Raw genomic sequence first — 16,488 nt, 5'->3', positions numbered from 1 at the left:
GAGAAAACGTCGATCGAGGTCCTCACGATCGCTACGATCGTGATGGTCGGCGGGTTCCAATCCGACTCGGTTTCCTGACCGTCTCGATCACGCTCTCGGGTCGCCTGCGCCTCACGATGACGGAACCGTGATCACCGTACAACTCTCCCGTCAAACCCGCTGATCGTCCACCGTCGCTACTGGCTGAGGTAGCCGCCGTCGACGTCGAGGGCCTCGCCGGTGACGAAGGACGCCTCGTCGCTGCAGAGCCAGGCCACGGCGGTTGCGACCTCCTCGGGCCTGCCGAGTCGATTCATCGCGTGTCGACCCTCGATCTGCTCGCGGACCTCGGGATCGCTCGTGATGCCGCCTTCCTCGAGCAGCGGCGTCTCGATGAAGCCGGGACAGACGGCGTTCACGCGCACGTCGCTGTCGGCGGTCTCGAGCGCGGCGGTCTTCGTCAGCCCGAGGACGCCGTGTTTCGCGGCGGCATATCCCGAGGACGTCTCGAAGCCGACCTTCCCGAGGACCGAGGCGTTGTTCACGATCACGCCGCCGGCATCCTGTTCCTGTAGTCGAGCGATCTGGGCTTTGACGCAGTTGAACACGCCGACGAGGTTGACGTCGATGACGGCCTCCCACTGGTCGGTGGGGTAGTCGGCGACCGGCGCCTGCTCGCCGCCGATCCCCGCGTTGTTGAACGCGTAGTCGAGCCGGCCGTACGTCTCGACGGCGGCATCCACCATCGCCTGCGTCTGCTCGGGGTCCGTCACGTCGGTCTTCACGAAGGTGGCGTCCCCGCCCGCGTTCGTGATCCGCGAGACGGTTTCCTCGCCGCCGTCGACGTCGACGTCCGCGACCACGACGCTCGCACCGCGGTCCGCGAACTCGAGGGCGGTCGTGCGTCCGATACCCGATCCCGCGCCGGTGACGACTGCGACGGCATCATCGAAGGAAGACATCACCTATTGGTTCGTTCACATATGTGAAAAGTCATATGGCCGATCCGAGACGACCGGAACGACCGACGCCCGCTAGAGACGACTCCCCGGAGTCCCGGCCCCGGCGGTACCGCCGACACCGCCGGCGACGCCCCCGGAGATCGACCGGTAGAACGCCACCGAGTAGACGGCGTAGAAGGCGCCGCCGATCGCGATGGTGACCACGTAGACGACGCCGGCCACGACCAGCAGCGGCAGGGAGGCCTCCGGCAGGGGGAGCGCGCTCGGCCCGGGCGACAGGAGGAGCGAGGCGACGCTGCTCACGCCGCCGATGACGACGCTGCCGGCGATCAGGACCGCCGTGTAGCCGAAAACGCTCAGGAGGTTCCGGCGGACGAGGCCGACGCTCCGCTTGAAGCCCGCGATGATGTCGGCGTCGTCGAGGACGATCGCGTGGGCGTAAAACTGGATCGCGAAGTTGACGATCAAGTACGCGAGCACGAACAGGAGCCCGACGATCGCGACGATCGCCAGCGTCGCAAGCCCCAGTTCGGGGCTTCCCGACGCGATGCCGGCGCCGCCGAAGAGGACCAGGACGAATCCGGCGACGAACGCGACGAACCCGAAGACGAGGTTGATCGCGAAGACGGCGAGGTAGGCCACCAGCAGGCTGACGTAGTTCGCCTTGCCGGCCGCGATGAAGGCGTCGAGGCCGGTCCGGCCCGCGAGCGCCTCGTCGGCCATCGAGATGATCCCGGCCTGGAAGAAGGGCACGAAGAGGATCAGCAGCCCGGTGAGCCCGAGTGAGACGGCCGCCGCGACGAGCGGCCGCGACTGTTGGAGGGCGAACTGGGGGATCTGGACGAGTCCGTAGAGCCCGACCAGAACGATCAGGAGCGGATTGCGTGTGAGGGCACCGACGGCTGGACGGAGGGAGCGGAGGGCAGCCATACTCGGGGCGTCACCACGACACACCGTAAACCTTAGCATTTCGACAGGACGTCCGCGATCGAGGAGTGGCATGGGGATCGACTGGCGGCGTGGGGAGACGAGGTCGACCGTACTCCACACGAACCGTTTAGTCCCTGGTCGACGACCCGACGGATATGCACGCGGTTCAGTTCGCCGAGCACGGCGATCGTGACGTGATCGAGTACGCCGAGGTCCCCGACCCGGAGCCGGCACGCGGGGAGGTCCTGGTCGACGTGAAGGCGGGCGCGCTCAACCACCTCGACGTTTGGACGCGCCGGGGGCTCCCGGGGGTCGACCTCGAACTGCCCCACACGCCCGGCAGCGACGCGGCCGGCGTCGTCGAGGCGGTCGGCGCGGACGTCGATCGCTTCGGGCCGGGCGACCGCGTGGCGGTCGCAGCCGGCGTCTCCTGCGGAAGCTGCGAGTTCTGTCGCGACGGCGACCCGACGCTGTGTCCGCGGTTCGCGATCATCGGCGAACACCGGCCGGGCGTCCACGCCGAGCTGGCGGCGGTCCCCGCCGAGAATCTCGTGCCGGTGCCCGGGGGCGTCGACTGGCCGACCGCGGCGGCGGCCCCGCTCGTGTTCGGGACCGCCTGGCGCATGCTGCACACGCGCGCCGACGTCACGGCGGGTGAACGCGTGCTCGTCCTCGGCGCCTCCGGCGGCGTCGGGCACGCGGCGGTCCAGATCGCCGCCCACGCCGGCTGCGAGGTGTTCGCCACCGCCTCGACCGAGGCGAAGCGCCGCCACGCGGCCGACTGCGGCGCGGACCACACGATCGACTACGAGGCGACCGACTTCGCCGACCGCGTCCGGGATCTCACCGACGGACGGGGCGTCGACGTCGTCATCGACCACGTCGGCGCGGCCACCTATCCCGACTCCCTCGCCTCGCTCGCGAAGGGTGGCCGGCTCGTCACCTGCGGCGCGACCACTGGGCCGAACCCCGACGCCGGGCTCAACCGGATCTTCTGGAACCAGCTGTCCGTGATCGGATCGACGATGGCGACGCCCGGGGAGCTCGACGACGTCCTCGAACTCGTCTGGGACGGCACCCTCGAGCCGCGGATCCGCGAGACCCTCCCGATGAGCGAGACCGCCGCGGCCCACCGGTTGCTCGAGGACCGTGAGGGCTTTGGCAAGGTAGCCGTAATTCCCGACAGTGAACGATGACCGCGCTGCCGGGGACGACCGCGGGATGACCGCCGATGACACCAGCCGTGACGATGCGAGCGCCGGCAGCCGGAGCCCCGACGCCGACGATCGAACCGTCCGCATCGACGGGACGGGGACGGTCACCGACGCCAACACGTCGACGCCGTCCGGCAGCGCCGGAGACGCACACGACGAGCCGGAACCGGAGCCGGACGGATTCGGCCGCGCGGGCTGGGCGCTCACGATCGCGTTGATCACCTGTACCCTCCTCATTCCGGGCGTCATCTACCTCTATCCCTACGTCCTCGGTCGCTTCGAGCTCACCTTCTTCGGAACCTACCTCGCGCTCCCGATGATCCCGGCGGTGCTGCTCGGCGCCATCGCCGTGTGGTCGATGACGGCGGCGACGCCCGACGACGCCGACGGCGTCGACGACGGCGAGTGAGTGAGCGAGTTCGTCAGCCGGACACACGACACCCACCGCGGATCCACTAATCCTTAACAACTCGCGGTGCCGTCGTTAACATATGACCGTCGTCAGCGTGTCGATGCCCGAGGAGCTGCTCGATCGGATCGATTCCTTCTCCGAGGACCACGGCTACACCGGACGCAGCGAGGTGATACGGGAGGCTTCACGGAACCTACTGGGGGAGTTCGAGGATGTCCGCCTCGAGGATCGGGACCTGATGGCCGTCGTTACGGTGCTTTTCAACTACGAAACGACGAGCGTCGAAGAGCGGATGATGCGGCTGCGCCACGAACACGAACACCTCGTGGCCTCCAACTTCCACAGCCACGTCGGCGCTCACTACTGCATGGAGCTGTTCGTGCTCGAGGGCGATCTCGAGTCGATCTCGACGTTCGTCGGCAAGATCCGCGCCACGACGGACACGCTCTCGGTGGACTACAGCGTGATGCCGGTCGACGAGTTTGGACCGGCCACGGCCGACGCCGGCGCCGACGACGCCGACGCCTGATCCGGGAGGCGATGGCGATTCGCTGCCGGGGGACCCAGTCGGAACCATAAAGAGCGAACGCCGGCTACAGGCGGCTATGGCGGACTGTCCACTCGCCGACGACTGCCCCAGTTTCGAAGAACGGATCCAGGGAATGGGGTGTCAACACTACGGCAACCGCGGGGGAGCCGAGTGGTGTCAACACTACGATATGCCCATTCACGAGCTGAAGCGTCAGCCCGTTCAGCCCGGCGAGGAGGTCGTCGTCGAGGTCGACGACATCCACGAGAGCGGCGCCGGCGTCGGGCGGACCGACGACGGCTTCATCATCCTCGTCGACGGCGTGCTCCCACCGGCCCGCGCGAAGGTGCGTATCCACCGCGTCCAGTCGAACCACGCCACCGCCAAGGAGGTCGTCGAGCGGCTGCCGGACGATCCCGACGAGGCTGACGGCGAGATCGACGCGGGCGACAGCGATCACGACGAGGGTGACGGCGGGTCGGTGGACGATGAGGAGGACGACCGATCGCGCAACCAGGATCCCGCCCGCGAACGGCTCGGCAGTCGTGAGAACTTCTGGGGCCGATAAGGCCGCTGCAGTCCCCCATATGGGGGCGCCGGACAGTCCGTACTGTACCTTTTTCCGGGTCGCCCGCCTTCGGTGAGTCATGACTCGAGACGACGCCGGCGAGACGGCCGGCGAGGCGCCCGCGGACGCCGGCGGGGACGAGGACCCCACAGCCGTCGACATCGATGCGTTGCTCGACCGCGTCGGGTTCGACGCCGATGACGGCGTGCTCACCCGCCGGCAGGCGGAGGTACTCGTGTTGCGCGAACGCGGCCTGAAGCAGTCGGCGATCGCGAACCTGCTCGGAACCTCCCGCGCGAACGTCTCGAGCGTCGAGGCAAGCGCCCGCGAGAACGTCGACAAGGCCCGCGAGACGATCGCCTTCATCGAGGCGCTGTCGGCGCCGGTCCGCGTGGAGATTCCCGCGGGTACCGACCTCTATGACGTCCCAGGACGGGTCTATGACGCCTGCGACGAGGCGGGCGTGAAGGTCAATCGTACCGCGCCGGAGCTGATGAAGGTCGTCAGCGACGCGGCCGGTGATGCGGTCCACGGACGCGAAGTCCGGCGCCGGCTCTTCGTCACGGTGAGCGGCGACGGAACGGTTCGCGTTCGGCATCCCTGAGCCCCGGGGATCGCGATCCCGTCTCACGCGGACGGGACGACGCGTTCGGCGTGGCGACGTGCGCGCTCCCGGATCGCGGCGGCGTCGACGTCCACGTGCTCGCCGTCGGCGTAGCGAACCTCGCCGTCGATCACCGTCAGCGTCACGTCGTCGCCGTGGGCCGCGTAGACCAGGTGTGAGACCGGATCGTGAACGGGCGTCGCCCGCGTGGGTTCGGTCGTGAGCCCGATCACGTCGGCGCGGTATCCCTCCCGGAGCGCGCCGATCCGGTCGAAGCCGGCCGCTCGAGCGCCGGCCTCGGTGGCCATCCGGAGGACGGTCGCGGCGGGCAGCCGCGTCGGGTCGTGTGCGTCCACCTTTCCGAGGAGGCTCGCCTGCCGCATCTCGGTGAACGGGTCGAGGGTGTTGTTACACGGCGGGCCGTCGTTGCCGAGTGCCACCGTGATCCCCCGGTCGAGGTAGTCGGCGATCGGCGCCACCCCGCTTGCCAGCTTCATATTCGAGGAGGGACAGTGCGTGACCACGGTGTCCGTCTCCGCGAGGACCTCGCGCTCGGTCTCGTCGGTGTGGACGCAGTGGGCGAGCGTGACGTCCGGCCCGGTCAGCCCCACCTCATCGAGCCAGTGGACGTTCCGCATTCCGGTCGCGCGCTCGACCGCGGCGATCTCGTCGCGGTTCTCGCTTGCGTGCGTGTGGATCCGGACGTCGTCATATCGGTCCGCGAGCTCCCGGCAGCCCCGCAGGCACGCCTCGGTACACGAGAGCGCGAATCGTGGCGTGATCGCGTACCGAAGCCGGCCATCGGTGGTGCCGTGGTACTCGCGGATCAACGACTCCGTCTCCGCGAGCGCCGTCTCCGTGTCCTGTTCGAGCCCGTCCGGCGAGTCGGCGTCCATCAGGACCTTCCCGAGCCGACCCCGGATCCCCAGCTCGCGGGCCGCCTCGAAGGCGGCCGCCGAGTGGTCGACGGTCAGGTGGTCGAGGACCGTCGTCGTGCCGGACTCGATGCACTCGAGATACCCCAGCTCGGCGGCGATCCGGGTGGCGTCCGCGTCCATCGTCGCCTCCATCGGCAGCACGTGGTCGAAGAGCCACTCGAGCAGCGCCGCGTCGTCGGCGATCCCCCGGCCGAGCGACTGGACCGAGTGGACGTGCGCCCCGACGAGCCCCGGGGCGACGACGTCGACCGTTCGCCGTTCGTCGTCGGGGTAGTGGTCGACGAGCGATGCGCGCGTTCCGACGGCATCGATCCGCGATCCCGAGACCCGGACCGCGCCGTCCTCGATGACCGTCTCGGCGTCCGCGACGACCGTTCCCGTGATCAACATCCCTCAATGGGCAGGGGGTCGCAGCTTAAGAAGGTGGGCGATCGCCACGTCCCGAATGGGCAGCGTTTTCCGGCCGCCGCGCCGATCGAAACGTATGACGACCGCTGATGACAACCCGACGGCGACGCTGCACACCACGCACGGCGACATCGAGGTCGAGCTCTTCGCGGAGCGGGCACCCCGAACGGTCGAGAACTTCATCGGCCTCGCCGAGGGTGCAAACGACTACGAAAACACCGAGATCGCCCCCGGAACCGGCGCGTGGGAGGACCCCGACTCCGGCGAGAAGCGCATCGATCCCCTCTACAGCGACGTCGAGTTCCACCGGATCATCGGCGACTTCATGATCCAGGGCGGGGACCCGACCGGCACCGGCCGCGGCGGCCCCGGCTACCAGTTCGACGACGAGTTCCACGACGAGCTCACCCACGACGGCGCGGGGATCCTCTCGATGGCCAACTCCGGCCCGAACACGAACGGCTCGCAGTTCTTCATCACCCTGGACGCCCAGCCGCACCTCGACGGCAAACACGCGGTCTTCGGCGAGGTCGTCGACGGGATGGACGTCGTCGAGGAAGTCGGCTCGCTCCCGACCGACCGCCAGGACGCGCCGATGACCGACGCCGCGATCGAGTCGGTCACGATCGAGCAGTAGGTCTCACGCGCGGGGCGACTGGCCCCCGGTCGAGACGTCCGACGACTCGCGTTACTCGACGGTCGTTTTTACGATGCTCACCGGCGTGCTCGACCGCCGGGCAACCCGTTCGGTCACCGACCCGAGCAGCCGTCGGTACTCGCCGGGGCGGTCCGTCGTCCCCATCACGGTGAGATCGACGTCCTCCTCGTCGATGTACCGGAGGATCTCTTCGTGGGGTTCGCCGTGGGTGACCGACGTAACGACGTCCTCGAGGCCCGCGTCCGCGGCGGCCTCGCGCACCCGCTCACCAGCCTTCTCGCCGACGTCCTCGAGCGTCTGCTCGACGCCCTCGAACTCGTGGACGAACTCGTCTCCCGGGTAGGCGTTGATGACGCTTTCGTCGACGACGAAGAGGACGTGTAGCTCGGCGTCGTACCGGTTGGCCGCGTCGATCGCGTGGGTGGTCGCGCGGTCGACGCCCTCGCTTCCGTCGGTCGGCAGCAGGATCCGATCGTACATCAGTTTGCCGTTCGGCCGGAGACCGCTTAAAATGTCACCCCGGATCCATCGGCTGGGAACCGGCCGGCGAACGTATCCCACCGATCCGGGCCGCCGTATTGCGGTCCGCAAAAACGTTTCCGACAAAGCTTATTAGCGATCGCGTGTGAGAATAACACGCACAGATGTTCGAACGCTTCTCAAGCGGCTACTACCTCGGAACGCTGTACGTCGAGCCCCACGACGGCGACCGCGCGCTCATCCAGCGCGCCGACCACGAGCGCGTCAACGAACAGCTGTATGCGACCGGTGAGGGGCTTGAACGCCTCGATGCCCCGCTCGTGATGAAACTCGACACCGGTCACATCCCGGTCGACGGCGACGAGTCGGTCCCCAGCGGCACCCTCGTCGTTCCCGACGAGATCGCGGACGAAACGCTGCCCTCCGAACGGAACGTGCTGCTTGCCGACGCCGACCGGGCCGCCGACCTGCTCCAGTTGGAGGGGTGGCAGCCGGACGCCGGGGTGTGAGTCACAGCGCGCGCTGGAGGTAGTCGTCGATCTCCGCGACCACGGTCGGCCGATAGGTCCAGAACCCGTCCCACACGTTCCGTTCGTCCTCGAGCGCGACGAGCGCCGCGTGGCCGGAGCCAGTCGTACCGGTCTCGTCCATCGTCCCCGGGCGTTCGGCGGCGTCGGCGTCGTCCGGGCGGAAGACGACGAACCAGGACCGCCGGTACTCCTCGGACGTTCCGCCGTGAACGGTGACGGGCAGTTGTGTGGAGGGATCCCAGTCGTCGACGCCGTAGACGTGCACGTCGGTGCCGGTTCGCCCGACCGTCTCGTAGACCGTCCGCGTCCCGGCCTCGTCGTCGAGCCGCGAGAGATACTGAAACGACGACCGAAGGGTTCCCGAGCCGGCCTCGGCCGCGCGCCGTTCGATGACCCGGGAGACCGTGATCAACAGCAGCTTCTCCTTGTTCGATTCCGGAAATCCACGGAGCCGAAACGGCACATCGGTCAGTCCGGCCAGTACTGCCGGGAGTTCGACGTCCTCGAGTCCACGACTACCGGTTGTATACAGATCCGAGTTGACGAGGAGGATCGTCGAGAGCAGCTCGTCCACGGTCGAGCGCTCGATGATCGCCCCGTCCTCGACGAGCGCCACGACGTCCGACTCGGTCTCCTCGTCGAGCCGATCGTGCTCGTCGATCGCGACGGGCTGAGTGTCGAAGAGGTCATCGAGAAGCCGCCGCGCAGCGTCGGGTGCCGACCGGTTCACGATCACGAGCGAGCGTTCGGGCGGATCGAGCCGATCGATGAACGCACGCATCGAGCCGGTCATCACCGTATCACCGGGTGCCGCGTACATAAATGCTGTCTCGAGTCGCCTGCACTGATGGGCGGATCTCGAAAGACTGTGAGGGGATGGACGTGGACCCACGATTCGCGTTCCCGGCGCGTACGAAGCCGTTTACGTCGAAGCAGAGGTGATTTCGGCCGGATGGTCGGGTTCCGTGTCCGTCTCGATCTCACACCACGACGGAGGATCGACCGTCCGCATCGATCCCGTTCCACCGATCGGTCCGGGTCGCTTCCTGCGACGATCCCCCATACCGGGGGACCCGACCCGCCGCGTTCACGTTCACGATCGACGCGACCGAAATCGCGACCTCCCGAGTCTTCGATCGCGGAGCGGTCCCGACACCAATGTAACGTATATTGATTACAACACTATGTGAACAGCTAACAGGTTAGCGACCGTATATAACGAACGAGACTTACATGACTGAATTCGGCGGCTACCGTGACCGCGTGGCACAGATCGACCTCTCGGAGGGGTCCGTCTCCTATGAGGGGATCGACGACGACGACGCGAAGAAATATATCGGCGCGCGCGGCCTGGGGGTAAAGTACGTCTTCGAGAAGGGCGCCGACGTCGACCCGGACTCCCCGGAGAACCGGCTGGCGTTTATGACCGGGCCGCTCACCGGCACCCAGGCCGTGATGAGCGGCCGGATCGCGCTCGTGACGAAGTCCCCGTTGACGGGGACCGTCACCGACTCCCACCACGGCGGCTGGTCGGGCGCGCGGCTGAAGTGGGCCGGAATGGACGGCCTGCTGCTCGACGGGGCCAGCGAGGACCCCGTCTACCTCTACGTGGAGGACGGCGACGTCGAGGTCCGTGACGCCGCCCATCTGTGGGGGAAGGGCGTCCACGAGACGATCGACACGATCGGCGAGGAGGTCGAGGGAACCGTCGGCCGGAACGTCTCCGTGATGGCGATCGGCCCCGGTGGCGAGAACGGCGTCCGATACGCCTGCGTCGTCAACGAGGACGACCGCGCCTCCGGGCGCGGCGGCACCGGCTGCGTGATGGGATCGAAGAACGTCAAGGCCGTCGTGATCAAATCCGGCACGAACATGCCGGCCCCGGCCGACCCAGATACCTTCAAGGAGGGCCACCAGCAGTCGATGCAGGTCATCCAGGAGTCCGACGTCACCGCACCCAACGAGGGTGGCCTCTCGATGTACGGGACGAACGTCCTGATGAACATCACCGAGGAGATGGACGGGCTCCCGACGAAGAACGGGAAATACACCTCGACGCGCAGCTACGAGGACGCCGAGGGCGTCGACATCGACGCCGAGCGCGTCTCCGGGGAGAACGTCCGGGAGAACATCCTCGTCGACGAACCGACCTGTCACTCCTGTCCGGTCGCCTGCAAGAAGGAGGTCGAGGTGCAGACGATGCACAAAGGCGAGGACATGAACGTCCGGATGGAGTCCTACGAGTACGAGTCGGCGTTCGCGCTCGGCCCGAACTCGGGCCACTCCGAGCGCGACGACATCGCCCTGATGATCGACCGGTGTAACGACGTCGGCATCGACACCATCGAGGTCGGCAACATGATGGCGATGGCCATGGAGATGTCCGAGCAGGGCAAACTCGAGGAGTACGGCGACCTCGAGTGGGGCGACTCCGAGGCGATGGTCGACCTCATCACCGACGTCGCCCACCGCGACAGCGACCTCGGCGACCTCCTCGCGGAGGGTGCAGAGCGTATCGCCGACGAGGTCGGCGCCCACGACAACAAGCTCTCGGTCAAGGGCCAGACGATCCCGGCCTACGACCCGCGCTGTATGAAGGGGATGGGCATCGCGTACGCGACCTCCAACCGCGGTGCGTGCCACCTCCGCGGTTACACGCCGGCCGCCGAGATCCTCGGCGTCCCGGAGAAGGTCGATCCCTACGAGTGGGAGGGCAAGGGCGAACTCACCGCCACCTTCCAGGACCTGCACGCGATCTCCGACTCCTTCGACATCTGCAAGTTCAACGCCTTCGCCGAGGGGATCGAGGAGTACGTGCTCCAGTACAACGGCATCACGGGTCGCGACGTCAGCGAGGACGACCTGTTCGCCGCCGGCGAGCGGGTCTACAACCTCGAACGCTACTACAACAACCTCGCCGGCTTCGACGGCGACGACGACACGCTCCCCAACCGCTTCCTCGACGGCCATCCGGACGCGATCCCCGGACAGGGCGCAAGCGAGGGCGAGCTGTGTGAGCTCGACGAGATGAAGGACGAGTACTACGAGGTCCGCGGCTGGGTCGACGGCGTCGTCCCCGAGGAGAAACTCGAGGATCTCGACATCGAGGTCGGCCCCGGAACCGGCGTCACGAGCGGCGAGGGCGCCGCGCCCGCCGACGACTGAGTCATCCGGCGGCCGCCTCGACCACGAACGGCTCGGCGGGACACACCCGATACCGAGTGAAGAACGCGCTCGTGGGCACGGACCGACCGGTTCCGGGTCCCGGACGGGTCGGACCGAACGTTCCCATCGGGATCCGACCACACGCCAACGGTCGCGGGCGGGATCCGGCCACACATCTTTTTGGCGACATCACCCGAAGAACCCGTATGGAGCCCCGGATCCCGGTTGCCGTCGGCGCCGCGACCACGACGGTCCTCGTCGTCGCGGGTGCCGTGACGGGACTGCTCGAGGCACGGATCGCCTTCTCGGTGCTGATCGGGCTCCCGACCGGCATCCTCGCGGGCGCGATCGTCGCGACGGCGACGGCCCGGATCTACGGAACCCGTTCGCAGTCAGTCAGGGCGGCCCTCGAGGGAATCGCGGCGGTCGGCCCCACGTTCCTCGCGCTTGCCGGGATCCGATACACGATCGCGGCGACCCGCGGCGTCCTCTCGACGACGACGGCGATCGCGGTCGCGCTGCTGGTCGGGGTGGTGGTCGCGGTGCTCCGCGGACGGTCGAGCGAGTGAGTGAGAGAACGAGTCGAGCCGGACTGAACAACCGACGACGGACCGACGCCTGACGACCGACGATCGAAACGATCCGCGAGCCTCAGTTCTCGGCGACGGTCTCGAGCACCTCGACGCTGCCGGTGAGCTCGCGGTGGACGTAGGGCATATCGATCCCGTCCTGGTCGAACCGTTCCTTGACGGCCTGGACGTACTCCGAGCGGACGCGCACGAAGTCGCCCCGGTCAGGGTCCTCGATCCACCATCGCGACTGGAGGCCGACCGCGGAGTCGCCCAGCTCGACGAGCCGGACGGAGACGCCGGGGTCGTCGAGGATCTCCTCGTGGGCCCGCGCCTCCTCGAGGATGACGTCGGTCGCGTGGTCGATGTCGTCGTCGTAGCCGATGCCGAAGACGAACCGCTGGCGGAGCGTCTCGTAGGCGACGGGATTCGTCACCGCCGTGTTGGCCAGATCGCCGTTCGGGACGGTGACGCGCTCGTTGTCGAAGGTCCGGATTCGCGAGACGCGGAGGTCGATGCTCTCGACGCGCCCGCTGTTACCGTCCCACTCGATCCAGTCGCCGACCTCGAAGGGCTTGTCCTTCAGGATGAAGATCCCGGCGACGAAGTTGCCGAGGAGGTCCTGTGCGGCGAAGCCGACCGCCAGCGCGATCGCGCTGCCGAAGACGGCGAACGCCGAGAGAAACGCCCCGTAGCCCGCGACCGTCAACCCGATCGCCAGCCCGCCGACCCAGACGGCCGCGTTGGCGACGCTCGTCGCGAGGCTCACGACCGCCCGATCGAACGACCGCGCCTCGAGCACCCGCCGAACGCCCGGGACGATGACGAATCGTCCCACGAGCAGGGCCACCAGGAACCCGACGACGAACGACGCGATCGAAACCCCGATCCCGGCGAGGTCGATCGACTCCACCACCGCATCGACTTGTAGCGTGACGGCCATTACGGCTCGGTTCGGGTGCCGACGTCAAGAAAGTACGGCAGACGGGTCTCGAACCGGGGACGTAGGTCGGTTCCGCAGGACTGGGCCTTCGGTTTTCGCGCCGTCCGATCACGCCTCGAGTGGCGCGTCGCGGTCGGCAACCCGTCGAAATCGACGTCCGTGAACGTCGGCGGCTCGGATCCGATCGCGGATCCGGGGCGGGATCCATTCGGCGTCGGTTCCGGTTCCCGACCCGGTTGCGCCGTCCATCCTGGTCACGGTTCCGGCAGCTGCGCCGCTCGACGCCGTCACATCGTGGGCTCCCGCGGCGGACGGGTCGGGCGCCGGATCGACCTCGGGCCGGCGGATCCCCTCCGGCAGGTACCGGTCGTGTGTCGGCAGCCGTTCGTGAAGCGTCATCCCGCCGGCGTCGGCGACCGCACGCAGCTCCTCGAGGCCCGGCCAGGCGTACTCCGGGTTGATGTAGTCGTCCGTGATCGGCGAGACGCCGCCCAGATCGTCGATCCCGCAGTCAACGAGTTCGGCGGCGGGCGTCAGGTTCGGCGGTACCTGCACGGAGACCGACTCCGGGAGCGCCGCCCGGGCCATCGCGACCATCCGACGCATCGTCTCGACGCTCGGGCGCTCGAAGTCCGACCGCTCGTTCGGGACGACGTTCTGGACGATCACCTCCTGGACGTGCCCGTACCGCTCGTGGAGCTCGCGGATCGCCAGCAGGCTCTCGGCGCGGTCCCGCCAGTCCTCGCCGATCCCGACGAGGATTCCGGTGGTGAAGGGGACGCCCAACCGACCGGCCGCCCGGATCGTGTTGAGCCGCTGGCCGGGGGTCTTTCGCCGTCCGCCGGCGTGGGCGTCGACGTCGGCGGTCGTCTCGAGCATCACGCCCATCGAGGCGTTCACGTCCCGAACGGTCTCGAAGCCCGCCTCGGTGAGGTCGCCGGGGTTCGAGTGGGGGAGCAGTCCCTCATCCAGGGCGATCGTACACGCCTCCCGGAGGTATTCGAGGATCGAGTCGTGGCCCCAGTCGTCGAGCTGGTCGTGGACGGCCGTGTATCGCTCGTCCGGAGCGTCGCCGAACGTAAAGAGAGCCTCCGTACAGCCGGCATCGGCGCCGATCCGGCACTGCTCGCGCACCTCCTCGGGGGTCATCAGACTCGCCTCGCCGGGAACGTCATAGTAGGTACAGTACGTACAGGTGTACCGACACGCGGTCGTCAGCGGGAGGAAGACGTTTCGGGAGAACGTGAGTTCGGCAGCGGGATCGACGTCCGCGGGCGTGACCGTGAGCAGACGGTCGACCGCCTCGGGGTCGACGGCGATCTCGACGTCGTACTCGTCGGCCGCGGGGAACACGAGTCCCACTCGACGGCCGATCCACAAAACCCGATCGGTGTGTGCGGATCGGTCGTCAGCGCTCAGTCCTGGTCATCGACCGCCGAGTCTCGGTGGTCGACCTCAGTCGTCAGTTCGTCGGCGGACGCCGGCGCGGGCCTCGGCCGCGCTTGACGGTTCGAATCCGGCATCCACGAGCCAGCGTCGTGCTGCCCCGCTGCCGTGGAGGAGCACCTCGGTGAGGTCGCCCCGCTCGTCGACGTCCGAGGCGAGCCGGTGGGAGTCCAGCTCGGTCACCGTCGCACCGACGTCGGCCGCGATCCGGCGGTGGTCCCGGAGCGAGACGCCGTGATAATCGACCCGAAAGGCCGGGTCACGGACGACGAGCGCGTTCGTTCCGCCGCCCCGTCCGGGGGCGATCACGACGTCGCCGTCGGCCGCGAAGAGTCGACGGAGGGAGTCGGGCGTGGCGATCCCCAGATCGCTCATCACGACCGCGACCGCGTCATCGGGGGTGTTGGAGACCGCATCGGCGAGCGCCGCGTTGACCGCCGGGCTCAGATCGCGGTCGTCGACGCGGACCGCGACGTCCGTCGCGACCTCGGCTCCGACCCTCGTCGTGAGATCGATCGGACGGTCGGCGAGGACGGTCGGGGATCCACCCGCAGCCTGGACCGCCGTGAGCACGTCGCCAAGCATCGCGTCCGCAAACGCGCGCCGCTCCTCGATCGTGAACGTGCCCGATAGCCGGGTCTTCGGGCGGTGGGCGGCGAACGGAACGAAAACGTCCATCGGAAACCCGGCTGGCCCCCGACTCAGAACAGCGACTCGAGTTCGTCCTCGTCGTCGTCGACGAGTTCTTCGAGGTTCTCCTCGCTCTCCTCGCGGATCTCCTCGAGGTTGTCCTGGGCCTCGATGGCGACCTGCTGGAGCTCCTTGATCCGGGGAACGTTCGTGACGCCGGCCAGGAGGATCACGGAGGCCACGAATCCGGATCCGCGGTAGGGGTAGTCCCCGCCACGGACCTCCATCGATCCGGTCTGCTCCTCGAGCCACTTGCGGCCGCGCTCGATCCCCTTCCGGTTGAGGTACTCCGGAGGCCCCGCGAGCACGAGCAGGGCGCGTTCGGACCCCTCGATCTCACACGGGAGCGTCAGACGACCCAGCGCCGCCTTGCGGACCAGGCTGGTGATGCGGTTGGTGGTGTGGGCGGTGTCGAGCTCGTCGGTCTCCTCGCCGTTTCGGAGCCGCGACAACAGCCCGCCCGAGGACGTCTCCTCGACCTCCTCCTCGGCGTAGCCGACCGTCGAGACGCCGCCGCCGGAGAGGGTGTTGATGATCTCCGAGGAGTCGACGACGCTCTCGGCGACCTCCTGGCCCTCCTGGACCTCGCCCGCGCCAAAGAGGATCCCGAACCGGCGAACGATCTCGTCGTTGATCTGCTCGTAGCCGCCCTGCACCGATTCGCCCGTCTTCCGCCAGGCGTCGTTGTCGAACACGAGCAGGTTGTCGACCTCGCGGACGAACGTCTGGAACGACCGGGCCGCGTTCAGGGTGTATATGCCTCCCTCGTCGCTACCGGGCAGGATGCCGAGCCCGTAGACCGGCTCCGTGTAGATACGCTTGAGGTGTTTCGCGAGCACGGGCGCGCCGCCCGACCCGGTTCCGCCGCCGAGCCCGGCGACGACGAGGAACGCGTCGACCTCGTGAACCGGGATCGAGTCGATCGCGCCCTGGACCTCGTCGATGTCCTCCTCGGCGATCTCCGCGCCGAGTTCGTTGTCCGCGCCGACGCCGTGCCCTTTGACGCGCGACTGCCCGATCAGCACGCGCTGGCTCTCGGAGATGTGTTCGAGCCCCATCAGATCGGCTTTGGCCGTGTTCACCGCCGCGGCCGCCCGCACGATCTCCGATCCGGTCCGTTTGTCGTACTCAAGGAACTTGTCGACGACTTTTCCCCCCGCCTGTCCGAAGCCGATCATTGCCAGTTTCATGGAATCCCCAGTCCGTCTTTGCAAAAACCACAGACGGATAGCAAATATAAGCCTTGTGATGGGGTGGATCCAGAAGACGCCGGAAAACACCCGAAAAACGGCCTATTGCGGCGTGATACGCGGAATATCGGATCGGAGAACTGCAGGTCGTCGATCGACGTCTCTCCCGGGATCGCGGACACTGATCCGTGTTCTCAGAGAGAGTATCGTCGCCAAGCGTATGTGTGGCGGTCCATCACGGGACTCGATCAGCTGGAACGAGCGGTTTGGGGG

Annotated in this window: 18 protein-coding genes; 9 read left to right on the top strand and 9 right to left on the bottom strand. The window is 67.8% G+C overall.

Translation table 11 applies throughout. The annotated features are described in order from the left end of the window. Window positions 1-176: 176 nt before the first annotated feature. Window positions 177-941: a glucose 1-dehydrogenase gene (locus OQF70_RS03100; RefSeq protein WP_280535776.1), complete on the bottom strand. Its 765-nt coding sequence runs from the start codon at window positions 939-941 to the stop codon at window positions 177-179. A 72-nt stretch (window positions 942-1,013) separates the two neighbouring features. Beyond that, entirely contained in the window at window positions 1,014-1,871 is an 858-nt protein-coding gene (locus OQF70_RS03095) for a hypothetical protein (protein ID WP_280535774.1), read from the bottom strand. 155 nt (window positions 1,872-2,026) lie between these two features. Here OQF70_RS03095 and OQF70_RS03090 point away from each other — a divergent pair, with 155 nt between their 5' ends. The 5 genes from OQF70_RS03090 to OQF70_RS03070 all read left to right on the top strand — a co-directional run bounded on the left by OQF70_RS03090 (window position 2,027) and on the right by OQF70_RS03070 (window position 5,198). Continuing rightward, window positions 2,027-3,067 carry a zinc-binding dehydrogenase gene (locus OQF70_RS03090; RefSeq protein ID WP_280535772.1) on the top strand — a complete coding sequence of 347 codons (1,041 nt, stop codon included), beginning with the start codon at window positions 2,027-2,029 and terminating at the stop codon, window positions 3,065-3,067. Next, window positions 3,057-3,494: a hypothetical protein gene (locus tag OQF70_RS03085; RefSeq protein ID WP_280535771.1), complete on the top strand. Its 438-nt coding sequence runs from the start codon at window positions 3,057-3,059 to the stop codon at window positions 3,492-3,494. Before OQF70_RS03090 ends, OQF70_RS03085 begins: the two co-directional genes overlap by 11 nt. Before the next feature lie 82 nt (window positions 3,495-3,576). Further along, the gene (locus OQF70_RS03080; protein ID WP_280535770.1) at window positions 3,577-4,026 is read left to right on the top strand and encodes a CopG family ribbon-helix-helix protein; all 450 of its coding nucleotides are present in this window, start codon (window positions 3,577-3,579) and stop codon (window positions 4,024-4,026) included. Window positions 4,027-4,102: 76 nt separating this feature from the next. After that, entirely contained in the window at window positions 4,103-4,594 is a 492-nt protein-coding gene (locus OQF70_RS03075; protein WP_280535769.1) for a TRAM domain-containing protein, read from the top strand. 79 nt (window positions 4,595-4,673) lie between these two features. Then, complete coding sequence (locus OQF70_RS03070; protein ID WP_280535768.1) at window positions 4,674-5,198, top strand: Tfx family DNA-binding protein; 525 nt, start codon at window positions 4,674-4,676, stop codon at window positions 5,196-5,198. Window positions 5,199-5,221: 23 nt separating this feature from the next. Here OQF70_RS03070 and OQF70_RS03065 read toward each other — a convergent pair whose 3' ends face one another. After that, a complete protein-coding gene (locus OQF70_RS03065) occupies window positions 5,222-6,526 on the bottom strand; it encodes a 5'-deoxyadenosine deaminase (RefSeq protein WP_280535767.1) in 1,305 nt (434 codons plus the stop codon). A 94-nt stretch (window positions 6,527-6,620) separates the two neighbouring features. On the opposite strand from OQF70_RS03065, the gene OQF70_RS03060 reads away from it, so the two are divergent. Then, on the top strand, window positions 6,621-7,181 hold the full coding sequence (locus OQF70_RS03060) for a peptidylprolyl isomerase (protein ID WP_280535766.1): 561 nt from the start codon (window positions 6,621-6,623) through the stop codon (window positions 7,179-7,181). A gap of 51 nt (window positions 7,182-7,232) precedes the next feature. Here the strand turns inward: OQF70_RS03060 and OQF70_RS03055 are convergent, their stop codons facing one another. Continuing rightward, entirely contained in the window at window positions 7,233-7,682 is a 450-nt protein-coding gene (locus tag OQF70_RS03055; RefSeq protein ID WP_280535764.1) for a universal stress protein, read from the bottom strand. A 164-nt stretch (window positions 7,683-7,846) separates the two neighbouring features. On the opposite strand from OQF70_RS03055, the gene OQF70_RS03050 reads away from it, so the two are divergent. Further along, window positions 7,847-8,191, top strand: a complete 345-nt coding sequence (locus OQF70_RS03050; protein ID WP_280535763.1) for a DUF5802 family protein — start codon at window positions 7,847-7,849, stop codon at window positions 8,189-8,191. Window position 8,192: 1 nt separating this feature from the next. Here the strand turns inward: OQF70_RS03050 and OQF70_RS03045 are convergent, their stop codons facing one another. After that, entirely contained in the window at window positions 8,193-9,005 is an 813-nt protein-coding gene (locus tag OQF70_RS03045) for a DICT sensory domain-containing protein (protein WP_280535762.1), read from the bottom strand. Window positions 9,006-9,445: 440 nt separating this feature from the next. Between OQF70_RS03045 and OQF70_RS03040 the strand changes: the two genes are divergently transcribed. After that, the gene (locus tag OQF70_RS03040; protein ID WP_280535761.1) at window positions 9,446-11,377 is read left to right on the top strand and encodes an aldehyde ferredoxin oxidoreductase family protein; all 1,932 of its coding nucleotides are present in this window, start codon (window positions 9,446-9,448) and stop codon (window positions 11,375-11,377) included. A 206-nt stretch (window positions 11,378-11,583) separates the two neighbouring features. After that, window positions 11,584-11,946 carry a hypothetical protein gene (locus tag OQF70_RS03035; protein ID WP_280535760.1) on the top strand — a complete coding sequence of 121 codons (363 nt, stop codon included), beginning with the start codon at window positions 11,584-11,586 and terminating at the stop codon, window positions 11,944-11,946. Window positions 11,947-12,028: 82 nt separating this feature from the next. On the opposite strand, the gene OQF70_RS03030 is transcribed toward OQF70_RS03035, so the two are convergent. The 4 genes from OQF70_RS03030 to OQF70_RS03015 all read right to left on the bottom strand — a co-directional run bounded on the left by OQF70_RS03030 (window position 12,029) and on the right by OQF70_RS03015 (window position 16,215). Beyond that, entirely contained in the window at window positions 12,029-12,889 is an 861-nt protein-coding gene (locus OQF70_RS03030; RefSeq protein ID WP_280535759.1) for a mechanosensitive ion channel family protein, read from the bottom strand. 108 nt (window positions 12,890-12,997) lie between these two features. After that, entirely contained in the window at window positions 12,998-14,242 is a 1,245-nt protein-coding gene (gene cofG / locus OQF70_RS03025) for a 7,8-didemethyl-8-hydroxy-5-deazariboflavin synthase subunit CofG (protein WP_280535891.1), read from the bottom strand. 102 nt (window positions 14,243-14,344) lie between these two features. Continuing rightward, complete coding sequence (gene cofC / locus OQF70_RS03020) at window positions 14,345-15,013, bottom strand: 2-phospho-L-lactate guanylyltransferase (protein ID WP_280535757.1); 669 nt, start codon at window positions 15,011-15,013, stop codon at window positions 14,345-14,347. Between the two features lie 23 nt (window positions 15,014-15,036). Further along, a complete protein-coding gene (locus tag OQF70_RS03015; protein WP_280535756.1) occupies window positions 15,037-16,215 on the bottom strand; it encodes a tubulin/FtsZ family protein in 1,179 nt (392 codons plus the stop codon). Window positions 16,216-16,488 lie beyond the last annotated feature (273 nt).

Origin of the sequence: Halopenitus sp. POP-27 (assembly GCF_029889855.1) — an archaeon.
GTDB classification, from domain to species: Archaea; Halobacteriota; Halobacteria; order Halobacteriales; family Haloferacaceae; genus Halopenitus; species Halopenitus malekzadehii.
Note: the sequence above shows the minus strand (reverse complement) of the source record. Positions and strands in the feature narration are given on the sequence as shown.